17 protein-coding genes are annotated in these 20,650 nt (G+C 63.1%); 14 read left to right on the top strand and 3 right to left on the bottom strand.

Features of this window, described 5'->3' with window-relative positions:
• The first annotated feature begins 14 nt into the window (after nucleotides 1-14).
• The 9 genes from DBZ32_RS08265 (at nucleotide 15) to DBZ32_RS08225 (ending at nucleotide 10,879) form a co-directional block, all read left to right on the top strand.
• Nucleotides 15-1,064, top strand: coding sequence for a sugar-binding transcriptional regulator (locus DBZ32_RS08265; RefSeq protein WP_208539154.1), 1,050 nt, complete (start codon nucleotides 15-17; stop codon nucleotides 1,062-1,064).
• Nucleotides 1,065-1,076: 12 nt separating this feature from the next.
• On the top strand, nucleotides 1,077-2,519 hold the full coding sequence (locus DBZ32_RS08260) for an extracellular solute-binding protein (RefSeq protein ID WP_119166663.1): 1,443 nt from the start codon (nucleotides 1,077-1,079) through the stop codon (nucleotides 2,517-2,519).
• 94 nt (nucleotides 2,520-2,613) lie between these two features.
• Nucleotides 2,614-3,540, top strand: a complete 927-nt coding sequence (locus tag DBZ32_RS08255) for a carbohydrate ABC transporter permease (protein WP_119166662.1) — start codon at nucleotides 2,614-2,616, stop codon at nucleotides 3,538-3,540.
• A 3-nt stretch (nucleotides 3,541-3,543) separates the two neighbouring features.
• Nucleotides 3,544-4,401: a carbohydrate ABC transporter permease gene (locus tag DBZ32_RS08250; RefSeq protein ID WP_119166661.1), complete on the top strand. Its 858-nt coding sequence runs from the start codon at nucleotides 3,544-3,546 to the stop codon at nucleotides 4,399-4,401.
• 3 nt (nucleotides 4,402-4,404) lie between these two features.
• Nucleotides 4,405-5,523 carry an ABC transporter ATP-binding protein gene (locus tag DBZ32_RS08245; RefSeq protein WP_119166660.1) on the top strand — a complete coding sequence of 373 codons (1,119 nt, stop codon included), beginning with the start codon at nucleotides 4,405-4,407 and terminating at the stop codon, nucleotides 5,521-5,523.
• Nucleotides 5,520-6,647 (top strand): ABC transporter ATP-binding protein, encoded by a 1,128-nt coding sequence (locus DBZ32_RS08240; protein WP_119166659.1) that lies wholly within the window; start codon nucleotides 5,520-5,522, stop codon nucleotides 6,645-6,647. Before DBZ32_RS08245 ends, DBZ32_RS08240 begins: the two co-directional genes overlap by 4 nt.
• Complete coding sequence (locus DBZ32_RS08235; protein WP_208539153.1) at nucleotides 6,644-8,212, top strand: FGGY-family carbohydrate kinase; 1,569 nt, start codon at nucleotides 6,644-6,646, stop codon at nucleotides 8,210-8,212. The genes DBZ32_RS08240 and DBZ32_RS08235 overlap by 4 nt, the downstream gene beginning before the upstream one ends.
• On the top strand, nucleotides 8,209-9,252 hold the full coding sequence (locus DBZ32_RS08230; protein ID WP_119166657.1) for a 2-hydroxyacid dehydrogenase: 1,044 nt from the start codon (nucleotides 8,209-8,211) through the stop codon (nucleotides 9,250-9,252). Before DBZ32_RS08235 ends, DBZ32_RS08230 begins: the two co-directional genes overlap by 4 nt.
• 109 nt (nucleotides 9,253-9,361) lie before the next feature.
• Nucleotides 9,362-10,879 (top strand): glycerol-3-phosphate dehydrogenase, encoded by a 1,518-nt coding sequence (locus DBZ32_RS08225; protein WP_119166656.1) that lies wholly within the window; start codon nucleotides 9,362-9,364, stop codon nucleotides 10,877-10,879.
• 26 nt (nucleotides 10,880-10,905) lie between these two features.
• On the opposite strand, the gene DBZ32_RS08220 is transcribed toward DBZ32_RS08225, so the two are convergent.
• The 3 genes from DBZ32_RS08220 to DBZ32_RS08210 all read right to left on the bottom strand — a co-directional run bounded on the left by DBZ32_RS08220 (nucleotide 10,906) and on the right by DBZ32_RS08210 (nucleotide 14,216).
• On the bottom strand, nucleotides 10,906-11,748 hold the full coding sequence (locus DBZ32_RS08220; RefSeq protein ID WP_119166655.1) for a fumarylacetoacetate hydrolase family protein: 843 nt from the start codon (nucleotides 11,746-11,748) through the stop codon (nucleotides 10,906-10,908).
• A 44-nt stretch (nucleotides 11,749-11,792) separates the two neighbouring features.
• Nucleotides 11,793-12,539 (bottom strand): SDR family oxidoreductase, encoded by a 747-nt coding sequence (locus DBZ32_RS08215; RefSeq protein WP_119166654.1) that lies wholly within the window; start codon nucleotides 12,537-12,539, stop codon nucleotides 11,793-11,795.
• A 78-nt stretch (nucleotides 12,540-12,617) separates the two neighbouring features.
• Nucleotides 12,618-14,216 (bottom strand): UxaA family hydrolase, encoded by a 1,599-nt coding sequence (locus tag DBZ32_RS08210; protein ID WP_119166653.1) that lies wholly within the window; start codon nucleotides 14,214-14,216, stop codon nucleotides 12,618-12,620.
• A gap of 393 nt (nucleotides 14,217-14,609) precedes the next feature.
• On the opposite strand from DBZ32_RS08210, the gene DBZ32_RS08205 reads away from it, so the two are divergent.
• The 5 genes from DBZ32_RS08205 (at nucleotide 14,610) to DBZ32_RS08185 (ending at nucleotide 20,583) form a co-directional block, all read left to right on the top strand.
• Complete coding sequence (locus tag DBZ32_RS08205; RefSeq protein ID WP_235830100.1) at nucleotides 14,610-15,608, top strand: sialic acid TRAP transporter substrate-binding protein SiaP; 999 nt, start codon at nucleotides 14,610-14,612, stop codon at nucleotides 15,606-15,608.
• 89 nt (nucleotides 15,609-15,697) lie between these two features.
• Nucleotides 15,698-16,288: a TRAP transporter small permease gene (locus DBZ32_RS08200; protein ID WP_119166652.1), complete on the top strand. Its 591-nt coding sequence runs from the start codon at nucleotides 15,698-15,700 to the stop codon at nucleotides 16,286-16,288.
• On the top strand, nucleotides 16,285-17,667 hold the full coding sequence (locus tag DBZ32_RS08195; RefSeq protein WP_119166651.1) for a TRAP transporter large permease: 1,383 nt from the start codon (nucleotides 16,285-16,287) through the stop codon (nucleotides 17,665-17,667). The genes DBZ32_RS08200 and DBZ32_RS08195 overlap by 4 nt, the downstream gene beginning before the upstream one ends.
• Nucleotides 17,668-17,949: 282 nt before the next feature.
• The gene (locus tag DBZ32_RS08190; protein ID WP_119166650.1) at nucleotides 17,950-18,675 is read left to right on the top strand and encodes an FCD domain-containing protein; all 726 of its coding nucleotides are present in this window, start codon (nucleotides 17,950-17,952) and stop codon (nucleotides 18,673-18,675) included.
• A gap of 258 nt (nucleotides 18,676-18,933) precedes the next feature.
• Complete coding sequence (locus DBZ32_RS08185) at nucleotides 18,934-20,583, top strand: acetolactate synthase large subunit (RefSeq protein ID WP_119166649.1); 1,650 nt, start codon at nucleotides 18,934-18,936, stop codon at nucleotides 20,581-20,583.
• The last annotated feature ends 67 nt before the right edge of the window (nucleotides 20,584-20,650 follow it).

Genomic DNA, 20,650 nt, shown 5'->3' with positions numbered 1-20,650 from the left:
ATTCACCACAACGTATGGTGATGCGGGAGGAAGGGTCTTTGCGCAAGGCGGCCAGAACGGCCAGGGAGCCGGTTGAGGACAGCGATCTCGCGGCACGTGCGGCTTGGCTGCATTACGCTGGCGGTATGACGCAAAGCGCCATTGCCGCTCGCTTCGGCATTCCTACGACGCGGGCTCATCGCATGATCGCCCGCGCCGCGAAGGATGGTTTGGTGCGGGTGTTCGTCGACGCCGAAGTCTCGACCTGCATTTCGCTGGAAACCACGCTGACGCAACGCTACGGCCTCGCGAACTGCACGGTCGTTCCCGATCTCGGCGAAACCGGACCGATTCCGCTGCGCGCACTCGGATTAGCCGGCGCTTCCTTTCTCATGGGTTTGCTTGAACGTCGCGATCACGAGGTGATCGGTGTCGGTCATGGCCGCACCATGGCTTCGATGGTCGACATGATGCCGCTGTATGAGGCTGGCGGTGCTCGCTTCGTTTCGATCCTGGGCGGTCTGACTCGCAAGTTCGCGGCCAATCCCTACGACGTGATCCACCGCCTGGCCGAGAAGACCGGTGCCGAAGCCTACTTGATGCCGGCGCCCATGTTCGTGAACACGCCGGAGGACCGCAACATCATGTTGGCGCAGGCCGGCTTGGTGGAGATCATGAAGACGATCGAGGCGGCGACGGTCTGTATCCTGGGCATCGGCGCCGTCGACATGTCGGGCAGCGTCGCACACGCCAACGTCTTCGATTCCGAGACCTCCCTGCGCGAACTGCGCCGGCAAGGTGCTTGTGCCGAAGTCTTGGGGCAGTTCCTGGACTCTGACGGCCGCTCGATCTCGACGCCCTATGACGGACGGGTCATGGCGCCGGATCTCGAAACCCTGCGCGGACGCGAGGTCTACGCAGTTGCCGGAGGCGCGCAGAAGGTCGCGGCGCTCAATGCCGCCCTCGCAAGCGGACTCTTCACTGGCCTGATCACCGACGAAGCGACAGCGGACCGATTGGTGCGGGACAGCGGCAAGGACGACCGGAAGAAGCGGAAAAAAACCGCTGGTGCAAACGACCCTTAGGGAGGAAAGACGATGTACGAGAAAGAAAAAGACCTTGTGGATGCCTTCGTCCGCGGACGGGTCAGCCGGCGAGGCCTTTTGCGTGGTCTCGCCGCGCTCGGTGTGACCGCGGCGACGGCCGATCTTCTGATCAACAAGGCCACCACGCAAGCTTTGGCGCAGGATTTCGACTGGAAGCGTCACAGCGGCAGTGGCGTCAAGCTGCTGCTGAACAAGCATCCCTACACTGACGCGATGATCGCCAATCTGGAGAGCTTCAAGTCCCTCACCGGCATGGAGGTCGCCTACGATGTGTTCCCGGAGGACGTCTACTTCGACAAGGTGACGGCGGCGCTCGCCTCGCGCTCCAGCGAGTACGACGCTTTCATGACCGGCGCCTACATGACCTGGACCTATGGCCCAGCCGGCTGGTGCACCGACTTGGCCGAGTGGATTCAGGATCCGGAGAAGACCGCACCGGCTTACGCCTGGGAGGACGTGCTACCCGGTTTGCGAGCGTCCACGGCCTGGAGCGGACGCCCCGGCGATGCCTTGGGAGGAGAGGGCGCCAAGCAGTGGTGTATCCCCTGGGGTTTCGAGCTGAACAACCTCTCCTACAACCGCGTGATGTTCGACCGAGCCGGTGTCACTCCGCCGGAGAACATGGATCAACTGGCCGAGGCTGCGGCGAAGCTCAACCGCGACATCGATGGCGCTTACGGCATCGGCGTACGCGGCTCGCGCTCCTGGGCCACGATCCATCCGGGTTTCCTGTCGGCCTACGCCAACTTCGGACAAAAGGATCTCAGCGTCTCCGCGGAGGGTCAGCTCTCGGCGGCGATGAACACCCCGGAATCCAAGGCCTTTCATGCTCAGTGGGTCCAGATGATCCAGGACAGCGGGCCCAGGAACTGGTCGACCTACACTTGGTATCAGGTCGGAAGCGACCTGGGGGCCGGCGCCTCGGCCATGATCTACGACGCCGACATCCTGGGCTTCTTCATGAACGGCGGCGACAACGCCGAGGCCGGCAACTTGGGGTATGCGCCCTTTGCCGCCAACCCGGCGGCGCAGGTGCCGACACCCAACGTCTGGATCTGGTCGCTCGCGATGTCGTCCTTCTCCAGGAACCCGGACGCTGCCTGGTACTTCCTGCAGTGGGCCTCGGGTGCCGAGCATGCACTGGTGGGCGCGCGCGAGAAGGATTTCGTCAACCCGGTGCGTCAGTCGGTTTGGTCGGACGAGATGTTCCGGGCGCGCATGGAGGGCTCCTATCCCGGTTATGTGACTCAATACGAAGCCTCGGCGCCGGGCGCTCAGATCTACTTCACGCCCCAACCCCTGTTCTTCGATCTCACCACCGAATGGGCGGCCGCCTTGCAGGAGATGGTGGCCGGTCAGATGGGGGTCGACGAGGGGTTGGACCGCCTGGCGGACAGCGTCGACAGGCAGCTCGCCGAGGCTGGCCTGGGTTGAGGTCCCGCGCACCGTGCCGCCTGACAGGGCGGCACGGTGCCGCCGTCGGCCCAGCCCTGAGCCATCATACAGCCGCCTAGCGACGGACGCCCCCATGGCCGCAACCGCCGAGTTGGACAGTCTGACGCGCCGCCGATTCCGGATCGGTGCGCGCGCCTTACCCTATCTGTTGAGCCTGCCTGCGTTGCTGGTGTGCATTGGGATTCTCATCCCCTTCTTCACTGCCGTCTACTACTCGCTTCAGCGTTATCGCTTGAGCCAGCCTTGGGCACGGGAGATGAATTGGGGCGAGACCTACTGGCAGCTGCTGACCGATCCCAGTTTCTGGAACACGCTTCAGGTCTCGCTCTCCTATACGATTCTGACCGTGGGCCTGCAGCTTTTGCTTGGCCTGGGAATCGCGTTGTTGCTGCAGAAGCGGACGCGGCTCAACAATTTCGTCTCGATCATGCTCTTGCTACCGCTGATGACGGCGCCCGCGCTGGCGGCTCTGATGTGGAAGCTGATGACCAACCCGAATTTCGGGATCCTCAGCTACTTCGTTTCTTTGCTCGGTTTCGAGGACTTTCGCTGGGCCTCCTCACCAGATACGGCCCTGCTGACGGTCGTCCTGGTCGACACTTGGGTCTATACGCCCTTCATCATGATCCTGCTTCTGGCCGGGTTGCGCAGCCTGCCACGCCAACCTTTCGAAGCGGCGGCGCTCGACGGCGTGCCGCGCAGCTTCGTCTTCCTGCGCATCACCCTGCCGATGCTCACGCCCTACATCCTGACGGCCGCGCTCTTCCGTGTGCTCGAATCGATCCAGCAATTCGACATCGTCTATGCCATGACTCAAGGCGGCCCCGGTGACACGCTGATGGTGTTTCAGGTCGAGGCCTACCTGAACTTCTTCCAGTCGACCAACGTTGGCCGTTCGGCTGCGCTGTTGCTGATTCTCTGGGCGATCACCTTCGCCATCTCCAACCTGTTCATCAAGAATTGGCTGCGGTTGCGCGAGCGCACCCACGGAGAGGCTTGAGCGATGGAACACACCTCGATTTTGGAACGGGTCCTGCGCGGTATTGCGATCACGGCAGTCGTCTTGTTCTTCATCTTCCCGATCTTCTGGATTCTCCTGATGTCGTTCCAGACGAACGAGACGATTCTGCGCAATCCACCCTCGATGGCTTTCGTTCCGACCCTATCCAACTACGTGGCCCTGCTGACGGGCCGGCTCGAGACGGCGGCCGGAACCCTCGACATCTCCTTCATGCAGAACCTGAAGAACTCGGTGATCCTCTCTGTCTCATCGGTTGCGGTGGCATTGTTGCTCGGCGTTCCGGCCGCCTATGCCTTTGCACGTCATAAGTTCCGGGGATCGGAGGACATTGCCTTCACCCTGCTGTCGTTTCGCTTCGCGCCGCCGCTTCTCGTGGTTCTGCCGCTGGCGCTCTACTTTCAGGATGTCGGGCTGGCCGATACCTACATTGGCTTGATCTGGGTTTACCAACTGATCTGCCTGCCTCTGATTCTCTGGATCGTGCGCGGCTACTTCGAGGACATTCCGGCGGACGTGGAGTACGCCTATCGCATCGCCGGCCATTCCTGGTTCGCGACCTTCCGCAAGATCGCCCTGCCGCTGGCGGGACCGGGCATCGCCGCCGCTGGGTTGCTGGCATTCATTTTCGCCTGGAACAACTTCGTTTTCGCTCTCGTGCTCGGTTCGGCGGATAAGCAGCCCGTCACGGTTGGCGCGCTCGCGTTCGTGACCGCCTCGGGCATTCAGTTCGGGCAGATCGCCGCCGCCATCGTCCTGTCGATCGCGCCGACCCTCGCACTTGCGATCTACGCGCAACGCTATCTCGTCGAGGGACTGTCGCTCGGCGCGGTGAAAGGGTGAGTCATGGCGGCCATCGAGCTTCTTGATATCGTTAAGCGCTACAAGAAAGAGACCGTGCTTGACGGTGTGTCCCTGAGCTTGGCAGAGGGGGAAACCCTGGTTCTCTTCGGCCCGTCGGGTGCCGGCAAGACGGTTCTGCTGCGCCTGATCGCCGGTGTCATAGAGCCCGACGATGGCACCCTACGCCTCAACGGTCGGAACATGCTCGACGTTCCGCCCGAGCTGCGCGATATCGGTATGGCCTTCCAGAACTTCGCTCTCTTTCCGCATATGAACGCCTTCGACAACATCGCCAGTCCCTTGGCGGCCAAGCGCAGGCCCACCGAGCGGGTGCGCGAGGGGGTGGATCGGGTCGCCCGCCTGCTCAAGATCGACCAGGTGCTCACCCACAAGCCGCGTGCTCTTTCCAACGGTCAGAAGCAGCGCACGGCCCTCGCTCGCGCGCTGGCCGGGGCTCCGTCTCTGCTGCTGCTCGACGATCCGCTGCGCAATGTCGACGCCAAGCTGCGCTTCGAGATGCGGCTGGAGCTGCCGCGACTGCTCGCGGCGGAGCGCGCGAGCACGCTCTATGTTACCCAAGACTACAAGGAGGCGATGGCGCTAGCGGACCGTATCGCGGTGTTGTTTCGCGGCCGCATCGCGCAACTCGGCACCCCTGAGGAGATTTATCTCTCACCTGCCTCGCTGGAGATCGCGCGTCTGTTCGGCGATCCGACCATCAATGTCCTCGACGTTGTGCCCGAGCAAGATGCTCAAGGTCCCTTCGTACGTCTGTCGAAGCTCAGGGCACCGATCGATCCGGGGCTCGGTCACGCCATCGGCAGGGCTTGCTCGCTCGGGCTCCGCCCGGAGGCGATCCGCTTCGTCGAGGCCGGCGATGCCGGCGCCATTCCGGTCACCATCGAAGCGGAAACGCCGCTCAACGAGAAGATCGTGACCCTGGTCACCACCGCCCGCGGGCGCGAGATCCTGGTCTCGCGCCCATCCGGCCAGCCTGGACCGACTGACGGAATAGCGCACATCGCCGTCGACAGCGCGCATGCGCTGCTGTTCGATCGTGAAACCGGGTTGAGGATCGATCCGAACCGGCGCGGTGCTGATGTGAGAGGAGCCGCAGCATGAACGAGGCGGCTTTGATCCTCGAGGGACTCGACAAGATCTACAATCCCGGAAGTGCGCATCCCGTGCAGGCTGTACATGGCTTAAAGATGCAGGTCGCTGCGGGTGAGATCGTCGCCCTGTTGGGCGCGTCCGGCTGTGGAAAGACCTCGACCCTGCGGATGATCGCCGGGTTCGAGGAGGTAACGGCAGGCCAAATTCGCCTGAAGGGTCGGGAGATCCATGACCTGGCCCCGGCCAGGCGCAATGTCGCGATGGCTTTCGAGGGCTATTCGCTCTATCCGCCTTTGACGGTGCGCGAGAACATCGCCTTCGCACTGAAGTCTGCGAAGCTGAGACGCGAGGAGACGACGCGCCGCGTCGAGGAGATCGCACGGCTTCTGGAAATCGAGGACATCCTCGAGCGATACCCCTCCTCGATTTCGGGCGGTCAGCAGCAGCGCGCCAGTCTCGGCAGGGCGCTCGTCCGCGACGCCGATCTCCACCTGCTCGACGAGCCGATGGGTCAGCTCGAGCCGCAACTGCGTGCGCTGCTGCGTGGCCGGATCAAACATCACATCAAGGAACGCGGCATGACCGCTATCCTGGTCACCCATGACCAGACCGAGGCGAATGCGCTGGCCGACCGCATTGCGGTGATGGAAGGCGGCCTACTGCAACAGTTTGCGACGCCGGCTGTTCTGAAGGACCGGCCGGCAAATCTCTTCACGGGAACCTTTATCGGCGAGCCGCCGATGAACGTCTTTGTCGCAAAGGTCGGTGGCGGGAACGGTCGTCTGCGCTTGCGCTTGGGCGAGGGTGCCGAGCTGAACTATGCCGCCGCGGCCTTCGAAGAGTCGGTGCACGCGCGGCTCCTGGAACATGGCCAGATCGCGATCGGGGTGCGGCCGCATGCGGTTCGGCTGGTCGCCGAGGGGGTGCCGGCGACCGTCACGGTGAACCAGTGGCTCGGCGACCAGTCCCATATCGCAGCGGAGTTCGCCGGCGGGGTGCTGGTGGCTGTGGAGCACCGCCGCGCCACTGTACGTCCCGGCGAGCGAGTCGCTGTAGCCCTGGCACCTGAAGACCTTCACTTCTTCGATGCCGGGAATGGAGCCGCCGTCAGCCATGGAGGTCGCTTGGCGTGAGAAGCCCGGTGTTCATTGGTGTCGACAGTGGGACCTCGGTGATCAAGGTCGTCGCCTTCGAGGCGGATGGCCGCCAGATCGGAATGGCCAGTCGCCCAAACGCCTATCGCAGACTGCCAGGCGGCGGTGCGGAGCAGGACATGACGCGGACCTGGAGCGATGTCGTGGCGGTGTTGCGCATGCTGCTCGAACGCTATCCCGGTCTGTCGGAGCGAGTCGCCGCGCTCGCCGTCACCGGACAGGGTGATGGCTGTTGGCTGATCGACCGAGACGGTGAGCCGGTACATGACGGTTGGATCTGGCTCGATGCGCGCGCGGCCGAGGAAGTGCGAGCACTGGAGGGATCGCCGGAGGCGGAGCTGATCTATCGCATCACCGCGACTGGCGTGAACGCCTGTCAGATGCGAACGCAGCTCCGCTGGATGAAACGCCAGGCTCCGGAGCTTCTCGCAGGTGCCGCGACCGCTCTGCACCCCAAGGATTGGATCTACTTCCGGCTCACCGGCCAACGTGCGACCTGCCCGACCGAGGGTGTTTTCACCTTTGGCGACTTCCGCACGCGGACCTACTCGAATGCGGTATTCGAAGCCCTCGACCTGGTCGATCAGCAAGGCCTCTTGCCGCCGATTCTCGACGGCGCGCGAACGGCGGGCGCGCTGTCGTCTGCGGCCGCCGAGGCGCTTGAGCTCAAGGCCGGTTTGCCTGTGATCCTGGGGTATGTGGACATCATGTGCTCCGCTCTCGGCGGCGGGCTCTGCGATCCCGATGTGCGGCCCGGCATGAGCGTGCTCGGCTCCACGGGAATGCACATGCGCTTCGCCGCTTCCGCTGAAGAGGTTCGTCTGAACCCGGAGCGCTGCGGCTACACCATGGCCTTTCCCGGCCAGGCCTATGCGCAGATGCAGACCAACATGGCGGCGACGCTGAACCTCGATTGGATGCTCGATCTGGCCCGCGAAGTGCTGGCGCTTGGCTGCGTCACCCGTAGCCGCCGCGATCTGCTGGAGGGGTTGGACGCGCGGGTTCTGGCGGCGCGTCCGGCAGCGGCACTCTATCATCCCTACATTTCGGCTGCAGGGGAGCGGGGACCCTTCACCGATCCGGACGCCCGCGCCAGTTTCACGGGTCTGGACCAGACGACCGGCTTCTTCGATCTGCTGCGCAGCGTATACGAAGGCCTCGCCTTCGCCGCTCGCGATTGTTACGAGGCGTTGGGTCCCATACCGTCGGAGATCCGCGTGACCGGTGGCGCGGCACAGTCCCGCGCCATGCGGCAAATTCTGGCGGCTGTACTGCGTGCGCCTGTGCGGTCGGTCGAACGCGCCGAGGCGGGCGCCGCCGGTGCCGTCATGATCGCCGCGGTACAGCAAGGCTTCTATTCGGATCTTTCGACCTGCGTTGCCGATTGGGTGACACCGCTTTTGGGGCCGCCGGACGGAAGCGACGACGAACTGGCGACTCAGTATGAGTCGCTTTTTCACGTCTACCAGGAGACGCGGCATGCGCTTCGCCCCATCTGGAGTGAACTCGCGGAGGTGCGGAGCGGGACGGAGGGGACGGCGTGAAGATCGATGTAGCGATCATTGGCGACCGCTTCATGCTGCCGGCCATCTTCGAAGAGGAGCTGTCGAAGGTTTGCGGCGGCGCCGTGCGCTGCCGCTCCTTGGAGCTGCCGTGGCCGGACGAACCTATGGTGCAGTCTGGAAACGGCGTCTCTAGCTTGCAGGGACTGAAGGAGTACATGGGTGAGCCCGAGCGCGTCATCGAACATGTCGCCGACGCCCCTGTCTTCGTAACGCATCTTGCTCCTTTGTCCTCCGTCATGCTGGACCGACTCCCCGACTTGAGGTTGGTCGCCGTGACGCGCGGCGGGCCGGTCAACATCGACATGGCAGCAGCGAGGGCACGCGGCGTAACCGTTGTCAATGCACCGGGACGCAACGCCTCGGCGGTTGCGGAGTTTACGCTGGGTGCGATTCTGACAGAAACGCGCAACATCACCCGCGGTCACGATGCCCTGCGCCAAGGGAGCTGGCGCGGAGATCTTTACCGAGCAGACACTGTTGGCGAAGAACTGTCCGAACTGACGGTCGGAGTGGTCGGTTACGGCGCGATCGGGACACGTGTGGTGCGGCTGCTGAAGGCCTTCGGTGCGCGCGTCCTGGTCGCCGACCCCTATGTTCAGCTCGACCCGGTCGATGTCGCCGACGGCGTGCGTCTGCTGCCGCTCGACGAACTCCTCGCCGAAGCCGACATCGTCACTTTGCACGCCCGAGTCACAGACGAGACAACGGGTTTCATCGACTCTGCGGCTCTTGCCCGCATGAAACCCGGGTCCGTGCTGGTGAATACGGCGCGGGGGCCGTTGGTCGATTATCAGGCGCTCTATCGGGCGCTTGCCACCAGCCATCTGCGTGGGGCCATGCTGGAAACCTTCGCGGTCGAGCCGGTGCCGGCCGATTGGCCCTTGCTCGGGCTATCCAACGTGACTTTGACGCCGCATATCGCCGGCGCGTCACTCAAGACCGTCCGGATCGCCGCGCGCAGCGCCGCCGAGGAGGTACGCCGCCATATCGCCGGCGAACCTCCGCTGAATCGATGTTGAGGGCGGCCATGAACCACGGTCGACACACTCTCCGTCGGGCCGATGGCAAGGGCCTGTTTCTTCCCGCGCCGGCGCGAGCCGCCGCCAACCTGGAGAGAGGTTTCACGCCATGACGCAAGAGGTGGAGCGGACCGTCGACCTTCTGGTTATTGGGGGTGGTGTCAATGGTGCCGGTGTAGCCCGTGACGCAGCCGGGCGCGGTCTGTCCGTCCTGCTCTGCGAGAAAGGCGACTTGGCGGAGGGCACGTCCTCCCGGTCCGGCAAGTACATCCACGGCGGTTTGCGCTACCTTGAATACTATGAGTTCCGGTTGGTCCGAGAGGCGCTGATCGAACGCGAGGTTCTGCTGGCCGCCGCGCCGCACATCGTGTGGCCGCTGCGTCTGATTCTGCCGCACAGTTCCGAGCAGAGACCGCGCTGGCTGATTCGGCTCGGCCTGTTTCTGTACGATCACCTCGGTGGGCGTAAGCGTCTGCCGCGCAGCCGATCGATCAACCTGCGAGCGGCGCCGGAAGGAGTTCCCTTGCGCGAGAGTTTCCGTAACGCCTTCGAATACGCCGACTGCTGGGTCGACGATTCGCGTCTCGTCGTGTCGAACGCCGTGGACGCGGCGCGTTTGGGTGCAGAGGTGGTGACCCGCACCGCCTGCGTTTCGGCGCGTCGCGAAGGTGCGTTGTGGCGGGTGGTGCTGCAGGATGAGGGAGTTGGGACGACACGCAACGTGATGGCACGCGCCTTGGTCAATACGGCGGGGCCCTGGGTTGAGACGGTGCTCGGGAACGTCGTCGGCGTGAACGCGCAGCGGCGCGTCCGTCTCGTCAAGGGCAGTCACATCATCCTAAAGCGCTGGTGGCGGGGCGAGCATGGTTATGTCCTGCAGAATACCGACCGCCGGCTGATTTTCGTGAATCCCTATCTCGAAGATCTGGCTCTGGTCGGGACGACCGATATCCCGTTCGAAGGACGGGCCGAAGACGTGGCGATCGAACAGGCGGAGGTGGACTATCTGTTGAAAGTTCTGAACCGCTACTTCGAGACGGCCCTGACGCCAGACGACGTCCTGGCGGACTACTCCGGCGTCCGCCCGTTATTCGACGACGATGAAAGCAAGGGTGCGTCCGCGGTCACGCGCGACTATGAGCTCGAGTTGGACGGTGGCGAGGGCCGCGCACCCATCCTGTCCGCGTTCGGCGGCAAAATCACCACCTACCGGAAGCTTTCGGAGGCGGCACTGGAGCGCCTCAAGCCCTTCTTCCCCCACATGACCGAACCTTGGACAGCCTCGGCGCCGCTCCCAGGCGGAGACATTCCCGATGCCGACTTCGAAGGCTGGCTCTCCGGCTTCTCTGCGGCGCATCCCTGGTTACCGGAAACCTTGGCTCGCCACTACGCACGGGCCTTCGGCACCGATGCCGAGCGGCTGATCGAAGGAGTTGGGTCGCTGGACGACTTGGGCCTTTGCTTCGGCGGTCACCTCTACGAACGCGAAGTCCGTTGGCTGATCGAGCGCGAATGGGCACGCACGCCCGAAGACGTTCTGGAGCGTCGTACCAAGCACGGTCTCTTCTTGAGCGAGGTTCAACGTACCGCCTTCGCCAACTGGATGGAAATGAAGGTGGCGGCCTGAAAGGCTGCTCCAGGAAATCACCGCCTTCAGGCTGCCACCGTCTTTTGCCGCTGTGTGCCCAGGCCTTCGACGGACAGCTCCATCACCTGGCCGGGTCGCAGAAACACCGGCGGTTTCTGGCCGGCGCCGACGCCGGGCGGAGTTCCGGTTGAGATGACGTCACCCGGCTCCAGCGTCATGAAGCCGGAGAGGTAGCTGATCAGGTGATCGACCCGATAGACCATCGTCCGTGTCGAGCCGTTCTGGTAGCGATGGCCGTCGACGCTCAAGGACATCGCAAGGTCCTGCGGATCGGTCACCTGGTCGGCGGTGAGCAGCCAGGGGCCGAGCGGTCCGAAGGTGTCGTGACTCTTGCCTTTGACCCACTGCCCGGCGCGTTGCAGCTGAAAATCGCGCTCGGACACGTCGTTGACGATGCAATAGCCGGCGACGTGATCCATCGCCGCCTCGGGCGTGACGTACTTGGCGCGCGTGCCAATCACGACACCCAACTCAACTTCCCAGTCGGTCTTGGTCGAACCGCGCGGAATCTCGACCTCGTCGTAGGGACCGCAGATCGCGCTGGTCGCCTTGAAGAAGACTACGGGTTCCGGGGGGACCTCCATTCCGGACTCTTCGGCATGGTCGGCGTAGTTCAGTCCGATGCAGATCATCTTGCCGATACCGCCGACGCAGGGAGCCCAGCGTTCGCTCTCGGGAACGGCCGGCAGTCCCGCCGGATCGACCTCCGCCAACCGCCTTAAACTCCCGGGCGACAGGGCGGCGCCGGTAACATCCGATACGATGCCCGTCAGGTCGCGCCGACGGCCGTCGCTGTCCAAAATCGCCGGTTTTTCGGCCCCTGGCGTGCCAAAACGGGTAAGTCTCACCTGCTGCTCCTCGGATAGACGTGAATGGCTTGGATCGCGTGATCTTACATCGATAGGCCGCCGTCGATGACGAAAGCTTGCCCGGTCACGAAGGCACTTTCCGCGGACCCGAGGTAGACGGCAAGGGCGGCGATCTCTTCCGGCGTCCCAAGCCGCCCCATCGGCTGGCGCGTGACGAAGGCGCGGCGGACACCCTCGGGATCTCCGCCTTGCTCCGCGATCCGTTCGTCGAGCGAGGGCGTCTGAACAGTTCCGGGACAAATGGCATTGGAGCGGATTCCTCGACCGACGAAATCGGCGGCTATGGACTTCGTCAGACCGATCAGCGCGGCCTTCGTCGCGCCGTAGACACAGCGGTTCACTATGCCCTTGATGCTGGAAGCGACCGAGGAAACCGCGAGGATGCAGCCGCTTTCACGCTCCAGCATCGCCGGAAGGAAGGCGCGGCTCATGCGGAAGGCGCTTCGAACGTTCAGGTCGAACGAAACGTCGTAGTTGTCTTCGCTGACCTCCAGGATCGTGCCGTGGTGGACGAAGCCGGCGCAATTGAAGAGGACGTCGACGTCGCGGTGGCGCTGCGCCGCCAGATTGATCGCGTCCGGGTCACGCACATCGAGCCGTTCGACCTGAATCCCGGCTTGGCCGGCTGCGAGCCTTCCCAGAGTGCTTTCGTCGATATCGGTTGCGATCACGCGGGCGCCCTCGCCGGCGAAGGCCAGCGCCGTGGCCCGTCCGATCCCCTGACCCGCTGCCGTTACGAGGCAGGTCTTTCCGGTCAAGCGTTGGCTCATGAGGTCTCCCTTTTCGACTTCTGTTTCGGTCGCAGTACCGTTCTGCCGTTCCAGGCGGATGCAAACCGGTGCAAGCCGTTACATCACGGCACCGATCTGCCACGGGACGAATTCGTTGTCGCCGAAACCCAAGGCTTCGCTGCAGGTCGCTGTGCCCGAGGCCGTCCGCAGGATCAGATCGAAGATGCGGTCGCCCATCGCTTCGATGGAAACGCCTTCATCCAGCACCGGTCCGCAATCGATATCCATGTCGTCGCTCATCCGTCTGTAGGTGACGCTGTTGGTGCAGAGCTTCAACGAGGGGGCGGGCTTGAAGCCAGAGACCGATCCGCGCCCCGTCGTGAAGCAGACGATATTGGCGCCGGCGGCGATCTGTCCGGTGACGGAGCAGGGATCGTAGCCGGGCGAGTCCATGAACACGAAGCCTTTGGCCGTGATCGGGACCGCGTAGTCGTAAACCGCTTCTAACCTGGTGGTTCCGCTTTTTGCCGCGGCTCCGAGCGACTTCTCCAGGATTGTCGTCAGGCCGCCCGCCTTGTTTCCGGGTGAAGGGTTGTTGTCCAGACTGCCGGCATGGCGGGCCGCATAGTCTTCCCACCAGCGGACGCGGCCGAGCAGTGTTTCGCCGATCTCGGGACTGGCGGCGCGTCGGGTCAAAAGGTGTTCCGCGCCGTAGATCTCGGGCGTTTCGCTCAGGATCGCCGTTCCGCCGTTCCGCACAAGCTTGTCCACGGCGGCGCCCAGCGCCGGATTGGCGGTGATGCCGGAGTAACCGTCCGACCCGCCGCACTGCAGCGCGAGCTTGAGGTGACTGGCCGGCAGGGGCTGCCGGGCGACGGCATTGGCCGTGGGCAGCATGGCCTTCACGCAGGCCTTGCCTTGCTCGATTGCGGCCCGGGTGCCTCCGGCCTCCTGAATGGTCATGTATTGAAAGCGCTCGCCGGACTGAAGGCCGTAGCGTTCTGTCAAACGGTGAATTTGGTTGATCTCGCAGCCGAGGCCGATCAGCAGGATGCCTGCGAAGTTCGGGTGCGTCAGGTAGCCGTGCAGCGTACGTTGCAGCAGTTCGAAGCCTTCGCCGGATGAGGCCATGCCGCAGCCAGTCGTGTGGGCGAAGGCCGTCACGCCGTCGACATTGGGAAAGGCCTCAAGCGCGGTTCCGCCGAAGGTCTCCGCCACCGCGCGCGCCACCGTCGCGGAGCAGTTTACCGTTGTCAGCACGCCGATATGATTGCGTGTCGCTACCTGGCCGTCCGACCGGACAAGGCCTTGGAAAGTCGCACGCTCGGCCTCCGGTACGTAGGCAGTCGCCTGCGCTTCCTCACAGAAGGCGTAGTCACGGCTGAAGTCACCCATGCCGCAGTTCTGCGTATGCACATGCTGACCCGCGTCGATATCGTGAGTCGCGAAGCCGATGATTTGACCGTACTTGCGCACCGCCGCTCCGGCGGGGATGGCCGCCGCGGCCACCTTATGGCCAGCCGGAATGGTGTCGCGGCAAACCGCATCCGTACCTGGCAGCACGGCCCCTTCGGCGAGGCTGCGGGCCGCGACCAAGACGTTGTCCTGGCGATTGAGACGCACCACCAGCTGTGCCTCCGGCGCTGTCGGATGCTTGCGCGCCTCGCTCGTCTCGGGCGGAGCCGTCGCCTGAGCCAGAGTCTGGGGATCGTCCATGGCACTCCTCCGTCGCTGGCGGTTTTGTTCGGCAAGCGGAAGCGGGGATAGGGGGCCCGCCGGAAGCCCGCAGTACATCAGTCGAATAGTATATTTATGATAGTATGAAAGGTCGATTCTCTTAGTTTTCAGCGCTGGCATCTCTTTGGGAAGGCGGAAGAGATGACTGGTCGTCAACTGTCGGCGTTCCCATGAAAAATCTTGCTTGAAGCCAGAATTCGAGATGGATGGGTGGGGCGCGTCACTCACGAAGGCGGAACAGCGTAAGTTGAATTAGTTTGGCATGATGGTATGAAAGGTATAGTTTTTCTTCACATAAGATAAAATCAAGCGGCCGTCAGAGCTGTGCGTTCGACAAGACGGAAAACGAAAACACATGGAGGAAAACAGCTCATGGGACAGATGACGCGTGCGGGCCGTTCGGCCCTATTCGCTTTGACGGTTGCCGCTGTTGCGAGCGCTGCGCTGACGGTAGCTCCGGCTGTCGCCAAGGAACTGAAATTCGCGCATGTCTATGAAACTTCGGAGCCTTTTCACGAGTGGGCGGTCTGGGCAGCCGAGGAATTGGAGACGCGGACCGACGGGCGTCTCTCGATGGAGGTCTTTCCAGCCTCGACGCTCGGCAAGGAAGTGGATCTCAACGAGAGCCTCGGGCTCGGGACCGTCGACATTATCTACACCAGCAACCAGTTTGCCGGACGCTCCTATGGGCCTATTGGTATCGGAGGTGCGCCCTACGTGTTCCGCGATTTCGATCACTGGCAAGCCTTTGCCGAAAGCGATCTCTTTCGGGAACTGGCCGACGGCTACGGTGATCGGACCGGCAACCAGATTATTTCCCTGGCCTACTACGGCGAGCGGCATCTCACGTCTGACAAGAAAGTCGACAGTCCGGCCGATATGGAGGGGTTGAAGGTCCGTACGCCCAACGCTCAACTTTACATGATGATGCCGGACGCCGTCGGTGCGAATCCGACACCGATCGCCTTCGCGGAGGTTTATCTCGCTCTCCAGCAAGGCACCGTCGATGCTCAGGAGAACCCCCTCAACACGATCCGGGCGAAGCGCTTCTACGAGGTGCAGGACTACATCAACATGACCGGCCATATCCGGGACTCTCTACTCACCATCGTCAGCGGTCTGACATGGGACTCCCTGTCGGACGAGGACCGGACCATCTTGCGAGAGATCCTGCAGGAAGCCGCCCGCGGCATCACCGAGGACATCGTGGAGTCCGAGCAGGAACTGGTGGCTTGGTTCGAGGAACGCGGTGTCACGGTCAATCGGGACGTCGACCGCGAGGCTTTTCGCGAGGCCTTGCAACCGCATCTGACGGGCGAGACCGTTGACTGGTCCGACGAGATCTTCGAGCGTCTCCAGGCGCTCAAGTAGATCCTCCGTATAGTCGTTCCTTCGCGCAGTCCGCTCCCGTCTGCCCGACAGGGGCGGACTGCGCGGCAGCTTCCCATTTGGAGGTGGCCATGACCGGCACGGACCCATCGAATCCGGTTGAGTCGGATATCTTGGAGCTCGACGCCGAACCCCCATTCCACTTCTCCGAGTACGCCGTTGAGGACTATGCCGTTCTACTCGTCTTCTGGCTGCTCGCCGCCAACGTTTTCGCGCAGTTCTTCTCCCGCTTCGTGTTGGGTGATTCGATCGGCTGGACCGAGGAGATGGCGCGTTACCTGCTGATCGGCGTCGGCTTCCTGGGGGGCGCCATGGCGGTGCGCCGCAACAGCCACATCATGATGGAGTTCCTCCATCGCTACATGTCGCCGCGTGCGGAACTCGTGACGGCGGCCGTGGTCGATACCGTTCGGATCGGGTTCTTCGCGGCTTTGGCGTGGCTGTCCTATGCCTTGGCACAGCGCACGCACTCCTACATGACTTCGGTCGATGTCCCGAAGAGCGTGATCTACTACGTGGCCGCCGCCGGGCTTGTCCTTATGACGCTGCGGGCGCTGCAGCGTGCCACTTCCGACTGGCGGCGTCGGGCGTCCGGAACCGCATCGGGCGGATGGGGCCAGGCGGCCGAGGATGCAGTCGGAAACAACGAGAGTCCGAGATGAGCGTGATTCCGCGATCCCTGGGTGGTCGTTCCAGGCTTCTGGCGCCGCTCACACTTGTGCTTGGCTGCCTGCTCTGCGTCTGGTTGCTATGGAGCGGTCAGACCCTTGGTTTTCTGTTCGCCGCCCTCTTCACCATGCTGCTCGCCGGTATTCCCGTGGCGATTGCCCTGGGTGGTTCGAGCCTGTTGTTCGTCTATATCACCGGTCAAGTGCCGGACTTCGTGGTCGCGCACAGGATGATTAACGGGATCGACAGCTTTCCCCTGCTGGCGATCCCTTTTTTCATTCTCGCCGGAGTTCTGATGAACGGCGCCGGTATTACGTACCGGCTCTTCAACTTTGCCAACGCCCTCCTGGGGTGGATGCGTGGGGGGCTCGGCCACGTCAACATCGGGGCCAGCATCATCTTCTCCGGCATGTCGGGTGCGGCCGTCGCCGATGCCGGCGGCCTCGGTACCATCGAGATCAAGGCGATGCGCGAGCGGGGCTACGACCCTGAGTTCGCCATTGGCATCACCGCCGCTTCCTCCACCATCGGTCCGATCATTCCGCCCAGTCTGCCTTTGGTGATATACGGCGTCATGGCATCGGCCTCGATCGGACAGCTCTTCGTTGCAGGATTGATTCCAGGGCTGATCATGGCGGCGACCTTGATGATCATGGTCGCCTGGATCGCGCGGCGCCGCGGTTATGCGCGCGACACCCGGTTCGACCTCCGCCGCCTCTGGTCCACCTTCACTCGGGCCTTCCTGTCTCTCCTGACGCCCGTCATCATCGTCGGCGGGATTCTCTCCAGCGCCTTCACACCGACCGAAGCTGCGATCGCTGCCGTGGTCTATGCCCTTTTCCTGGGCCTGGTCGTCTATCGCACGCTGCCGCTTCGACGCTTGGTTCGCATCAGCATGGAGACAATCGAGACCACCGCAATCATTCTTCTGGTCGTGGCGGCGGCTTCCATCTTCTCCTGGATTCTGATCAGCAATCAGTTCACCAGCTACTTCGCCGCCGCGCTGACCGGCTATACGGATAATCCTTTCGTCATCTTGCTGCTCATGACTGTCATCATGCTGATCGTCGGTTGTTTCATGGAAACGGTTGCCGCCATCACCATCCTGGTTCCGGTTCTACTGCCTGTGGCGATCGAGGTCGGTGTCGACCCCGTTCACTTCGGCATCATCATGGTGTTGAACCTGATGATCGGTTTGCTGACCCCACCGGTCGGGATGGTGCTTTACGTACTCTCCCGGGTGTCTGGAGAGCCGTTCGAGCGCTGTATGCGCGGCACCGCACCGTTTCTGATTCCACTGGTGGTTTCGCTGCTGCTGATCACCTTCGTGCCGGCCTTGTCGATGTGGCTGCCGAATCTGCTGTATCGCTGACGCAGCGGTGCTACTCGGATTCAGGTTCGGCCCAAGGCGACGTCGGCCGTTTTCCGGGACACTGCCGATTGAGGTCGCGGCCTTCGCGGTCGAAGGCGGCGCAGAAGACGTTGGGCGACAGGACTTGCCGATCTCGCGCCCGTTTGCGTCTACTCCCGACTTGACGCATCCTGCGCGCACTTCCGCCTCGAGTCAGATCGAAGCGAGGCGGTAGGGGCAGGGACGCCCGAGGGCGCAAAGATTCGTTCGGATAGGGCGCTGGTGAATAGCGCGACCATAGGTATGAAGAAGTACAAAATCGAGCGTCGGACGCTTTCGGAGCAGGTGGCGGAACGGCTGGAAAAAGAGATTCGCGACGGCCACTACAAGGCCGGCGACACCATGCCGTCCGAACGCGAACTGATGGAACAGTTCGGCGTGGGCCGTCCGGCTATTCGCGAAGCCTTGTTTTACCTCCAGAAGCTGGGGTTCATTGCGATTCACAGCGGCACTCGCCCGCGCGTCATCAAACCGACGTTCGATGCGGTGATCCCGCGCTTGTCGGGGGCTCTGCGTGGTCTTCTGGAGGAGCCGGACGGGCAGACGGCCCTGCAAGAGGCCCGCGTCTTGTTCGAGGTCGCCGTCGCGCGCACGGCGGCGGAATCGGCCACAAAGGCGGACCTGCGGCGTCTCGACGAGGCTTTGGCGGCCAATCGGTCGGCGATGGGTGACGAAGCGGCTTTCAAGCTCTCCGACGTGGCCTTTCATGCCGCGCTTGCGCAGGCCACCGGCAACCCCATCGTCGTCGCACTTCACGAAACTCTGGCGATGCTTCTGGACGACCGCCGGGCGCTTGTGTTGCAGCGTCCGGGTGAGGACGAAGCCGCATATCGGGCCCACTGTACGATTGTCCAAGCGGTCGCCGCCGGCAGTCCCGACCAGGCCGAGGCGGCAATGCGCGAACATCTCCAGCATCACTATGGGACCTACCGAGATCTGAAGCCGCAGGTGGTCGAAGGCAAATCCTGACGTGGTGTTCCGACGTTGGCATTTCGACATCGCATGTCCGAGCGGGAGGGCAGTTGCCCACCTCTTCGGTGGGATATCTGTCCGCGCCGGACTGGCACCGCGGTCTGAAGGCGTGCTGGGAATGCGTGGCAACCTTCATTCCGTCTGACGAGGGTTGCAGGTGAGAAACTTCAACCGACCTAAGGTAGGGGCCGATACTGTAGATTCGCCCTTGAGCGCTCGAAACTTTATCCCCGGAACTGTTAGGGACGCGACCTCATGAAGGCTTCCGATCTCCTCGTCCGTTGCCTCGAGGAAGAAGGCATCACCCACATCTTCGGCGTGCCTGGAGAGGAGAACGCCGACTTTTTGCTGTCCCTTCAGGACTCCTCGATCGAATTCGTGCTCACGCGGCACGAGCAAGGCGCGGCCTTCATGGCCGAAGTCTACGGCCGGCTGACCGGCGATCTCGCCGCTTGCCTCGGCACCTTGGGTCCCGGGGCGACCAACCTGATTACCGGCGTTGCCGATGCCAATATGGATCGTGCCCCCGTTCTCGTCCTGACCGGCCAGGCTGCGACCGCGCGTCAGCACAAGGAAAGCCATCAGGTGATGGATGTGGTGGCGATGTACGAGCCGGTCACGAAGTGGGCGCAATCGATCCGCGCTGCCGACAGTATTCCCGAAATCGTCCGCAAGGCGGTGCGCTTGGCCCGTACGGAAAAGCCGGGCGCCGTGCTGATCGAGTTGCCGGAAGACGTTGCCAAGCAGGACACGGCATCGACGCCTCTGGAGCCGCGTCGTTTCCGCCGTCCTGGTGTAGATGATAAGATCGCCGACTCCGCCTGGGCCCGGATCCGTGCCGCGCGGACCCCGATTATCATTGCCGGTAACGGCGCCATCCGGCGGCGGGCCGCCAAGCAGCTTCGTCAATTCTGCGAAGCGACGGGTATCGGCGTCGTTTCAACCTTCATGGGCAAGGGCGCGGTGGACCGCGACGCGCCCTACTGCCTCTACACCATCGGTCTGCAGCAAAAGGACTACGTGGCGTTGGCGGTCGACGAGGCCGATCTGGTGATCACGCTGGGTTACGATCTGGTCGAGTATCCGCCGCGCCTGTGGAACCCGAAGGGCGACAAATCAATCATCCACATGGACTTCCTGCCGGCCGAGATCGACAGTCAGTATCTCCCGGCCGTCGAACTGGTCGGCGATCTGGCGCATGGGCTCTGGATGCTGAACGAGCGGGTCGCGCGCGACGGCGCTCCCAACTATGCGCTTGAAGGTCAGGCGAGGGTGCGGGCGCGTATGGCGGAGGATTTCGCGGCGCATAAAGACGACGATACGGAAGGCTCGATCCGGCCCCAGAAAGCTCTTTGGGATGTGCGCGCCGCTCTGGGCCCCTCCGACATTCTGCTGTCCGGCGTGGGGGCTCACAAGATGTGGATCGCCCGTTACTACCATTGCCATGAGCCAAACACTTGTCTGATCCCAAACGGCTTCTGTTCCATGGGCATGCCGCTGCCCGGCGCGATCGCGGCCCATATCGTGGCCCCGAACAGCAGAATCTTCGCGATCGCCGGCGACGGTGATTTCCTGATGAACGTGCAGGAGATGGAGACGGCTCGGCGCCTGGGAAGCGACATCACCGTGATGGTTTGGGAGGACGGTGGTTACGGCCTGATCTCCTGGAAACAGGAACAGGAGTTCCAAAAGCACACCGACCTTGCCTTCGGTAATCCCGACTGGCTCGATTTGGCCGCCGCTTTCGGGTGGCAAGGTCAGAAGGTGATGAATGCCCGCGACCTCCGTGCGGCGATCGATAAGGCCCTTACCCATCAGGGGCCGTCCCTCATTGTGATTCCCATCGACTATCGCGAAAACATGGCTCTGATCCAACGCCTTGGCGAACTGACAACCACTCTCTAGACCAGATAGGGATCATCGGACCCACGGTGTGGGTCCGGTGATCGCGGTGAATCTGGTCTAGAGTCAC

Source organism: Algihabitans albus (assembly GCF_003572205.1).
GTDB classification, from domain to species: domain Bacteria; phylum Pseudomonadota; class Alphaproteobacteria; order Kiloniellales; family DSM-21159; genus Algihabitans; species Algihabitans albus.
The sequence above is the reverse complement of the archived record's forward strand: the minus strand, read 5'-3'. Positions and strand labels throughout refer to the sequence as shown.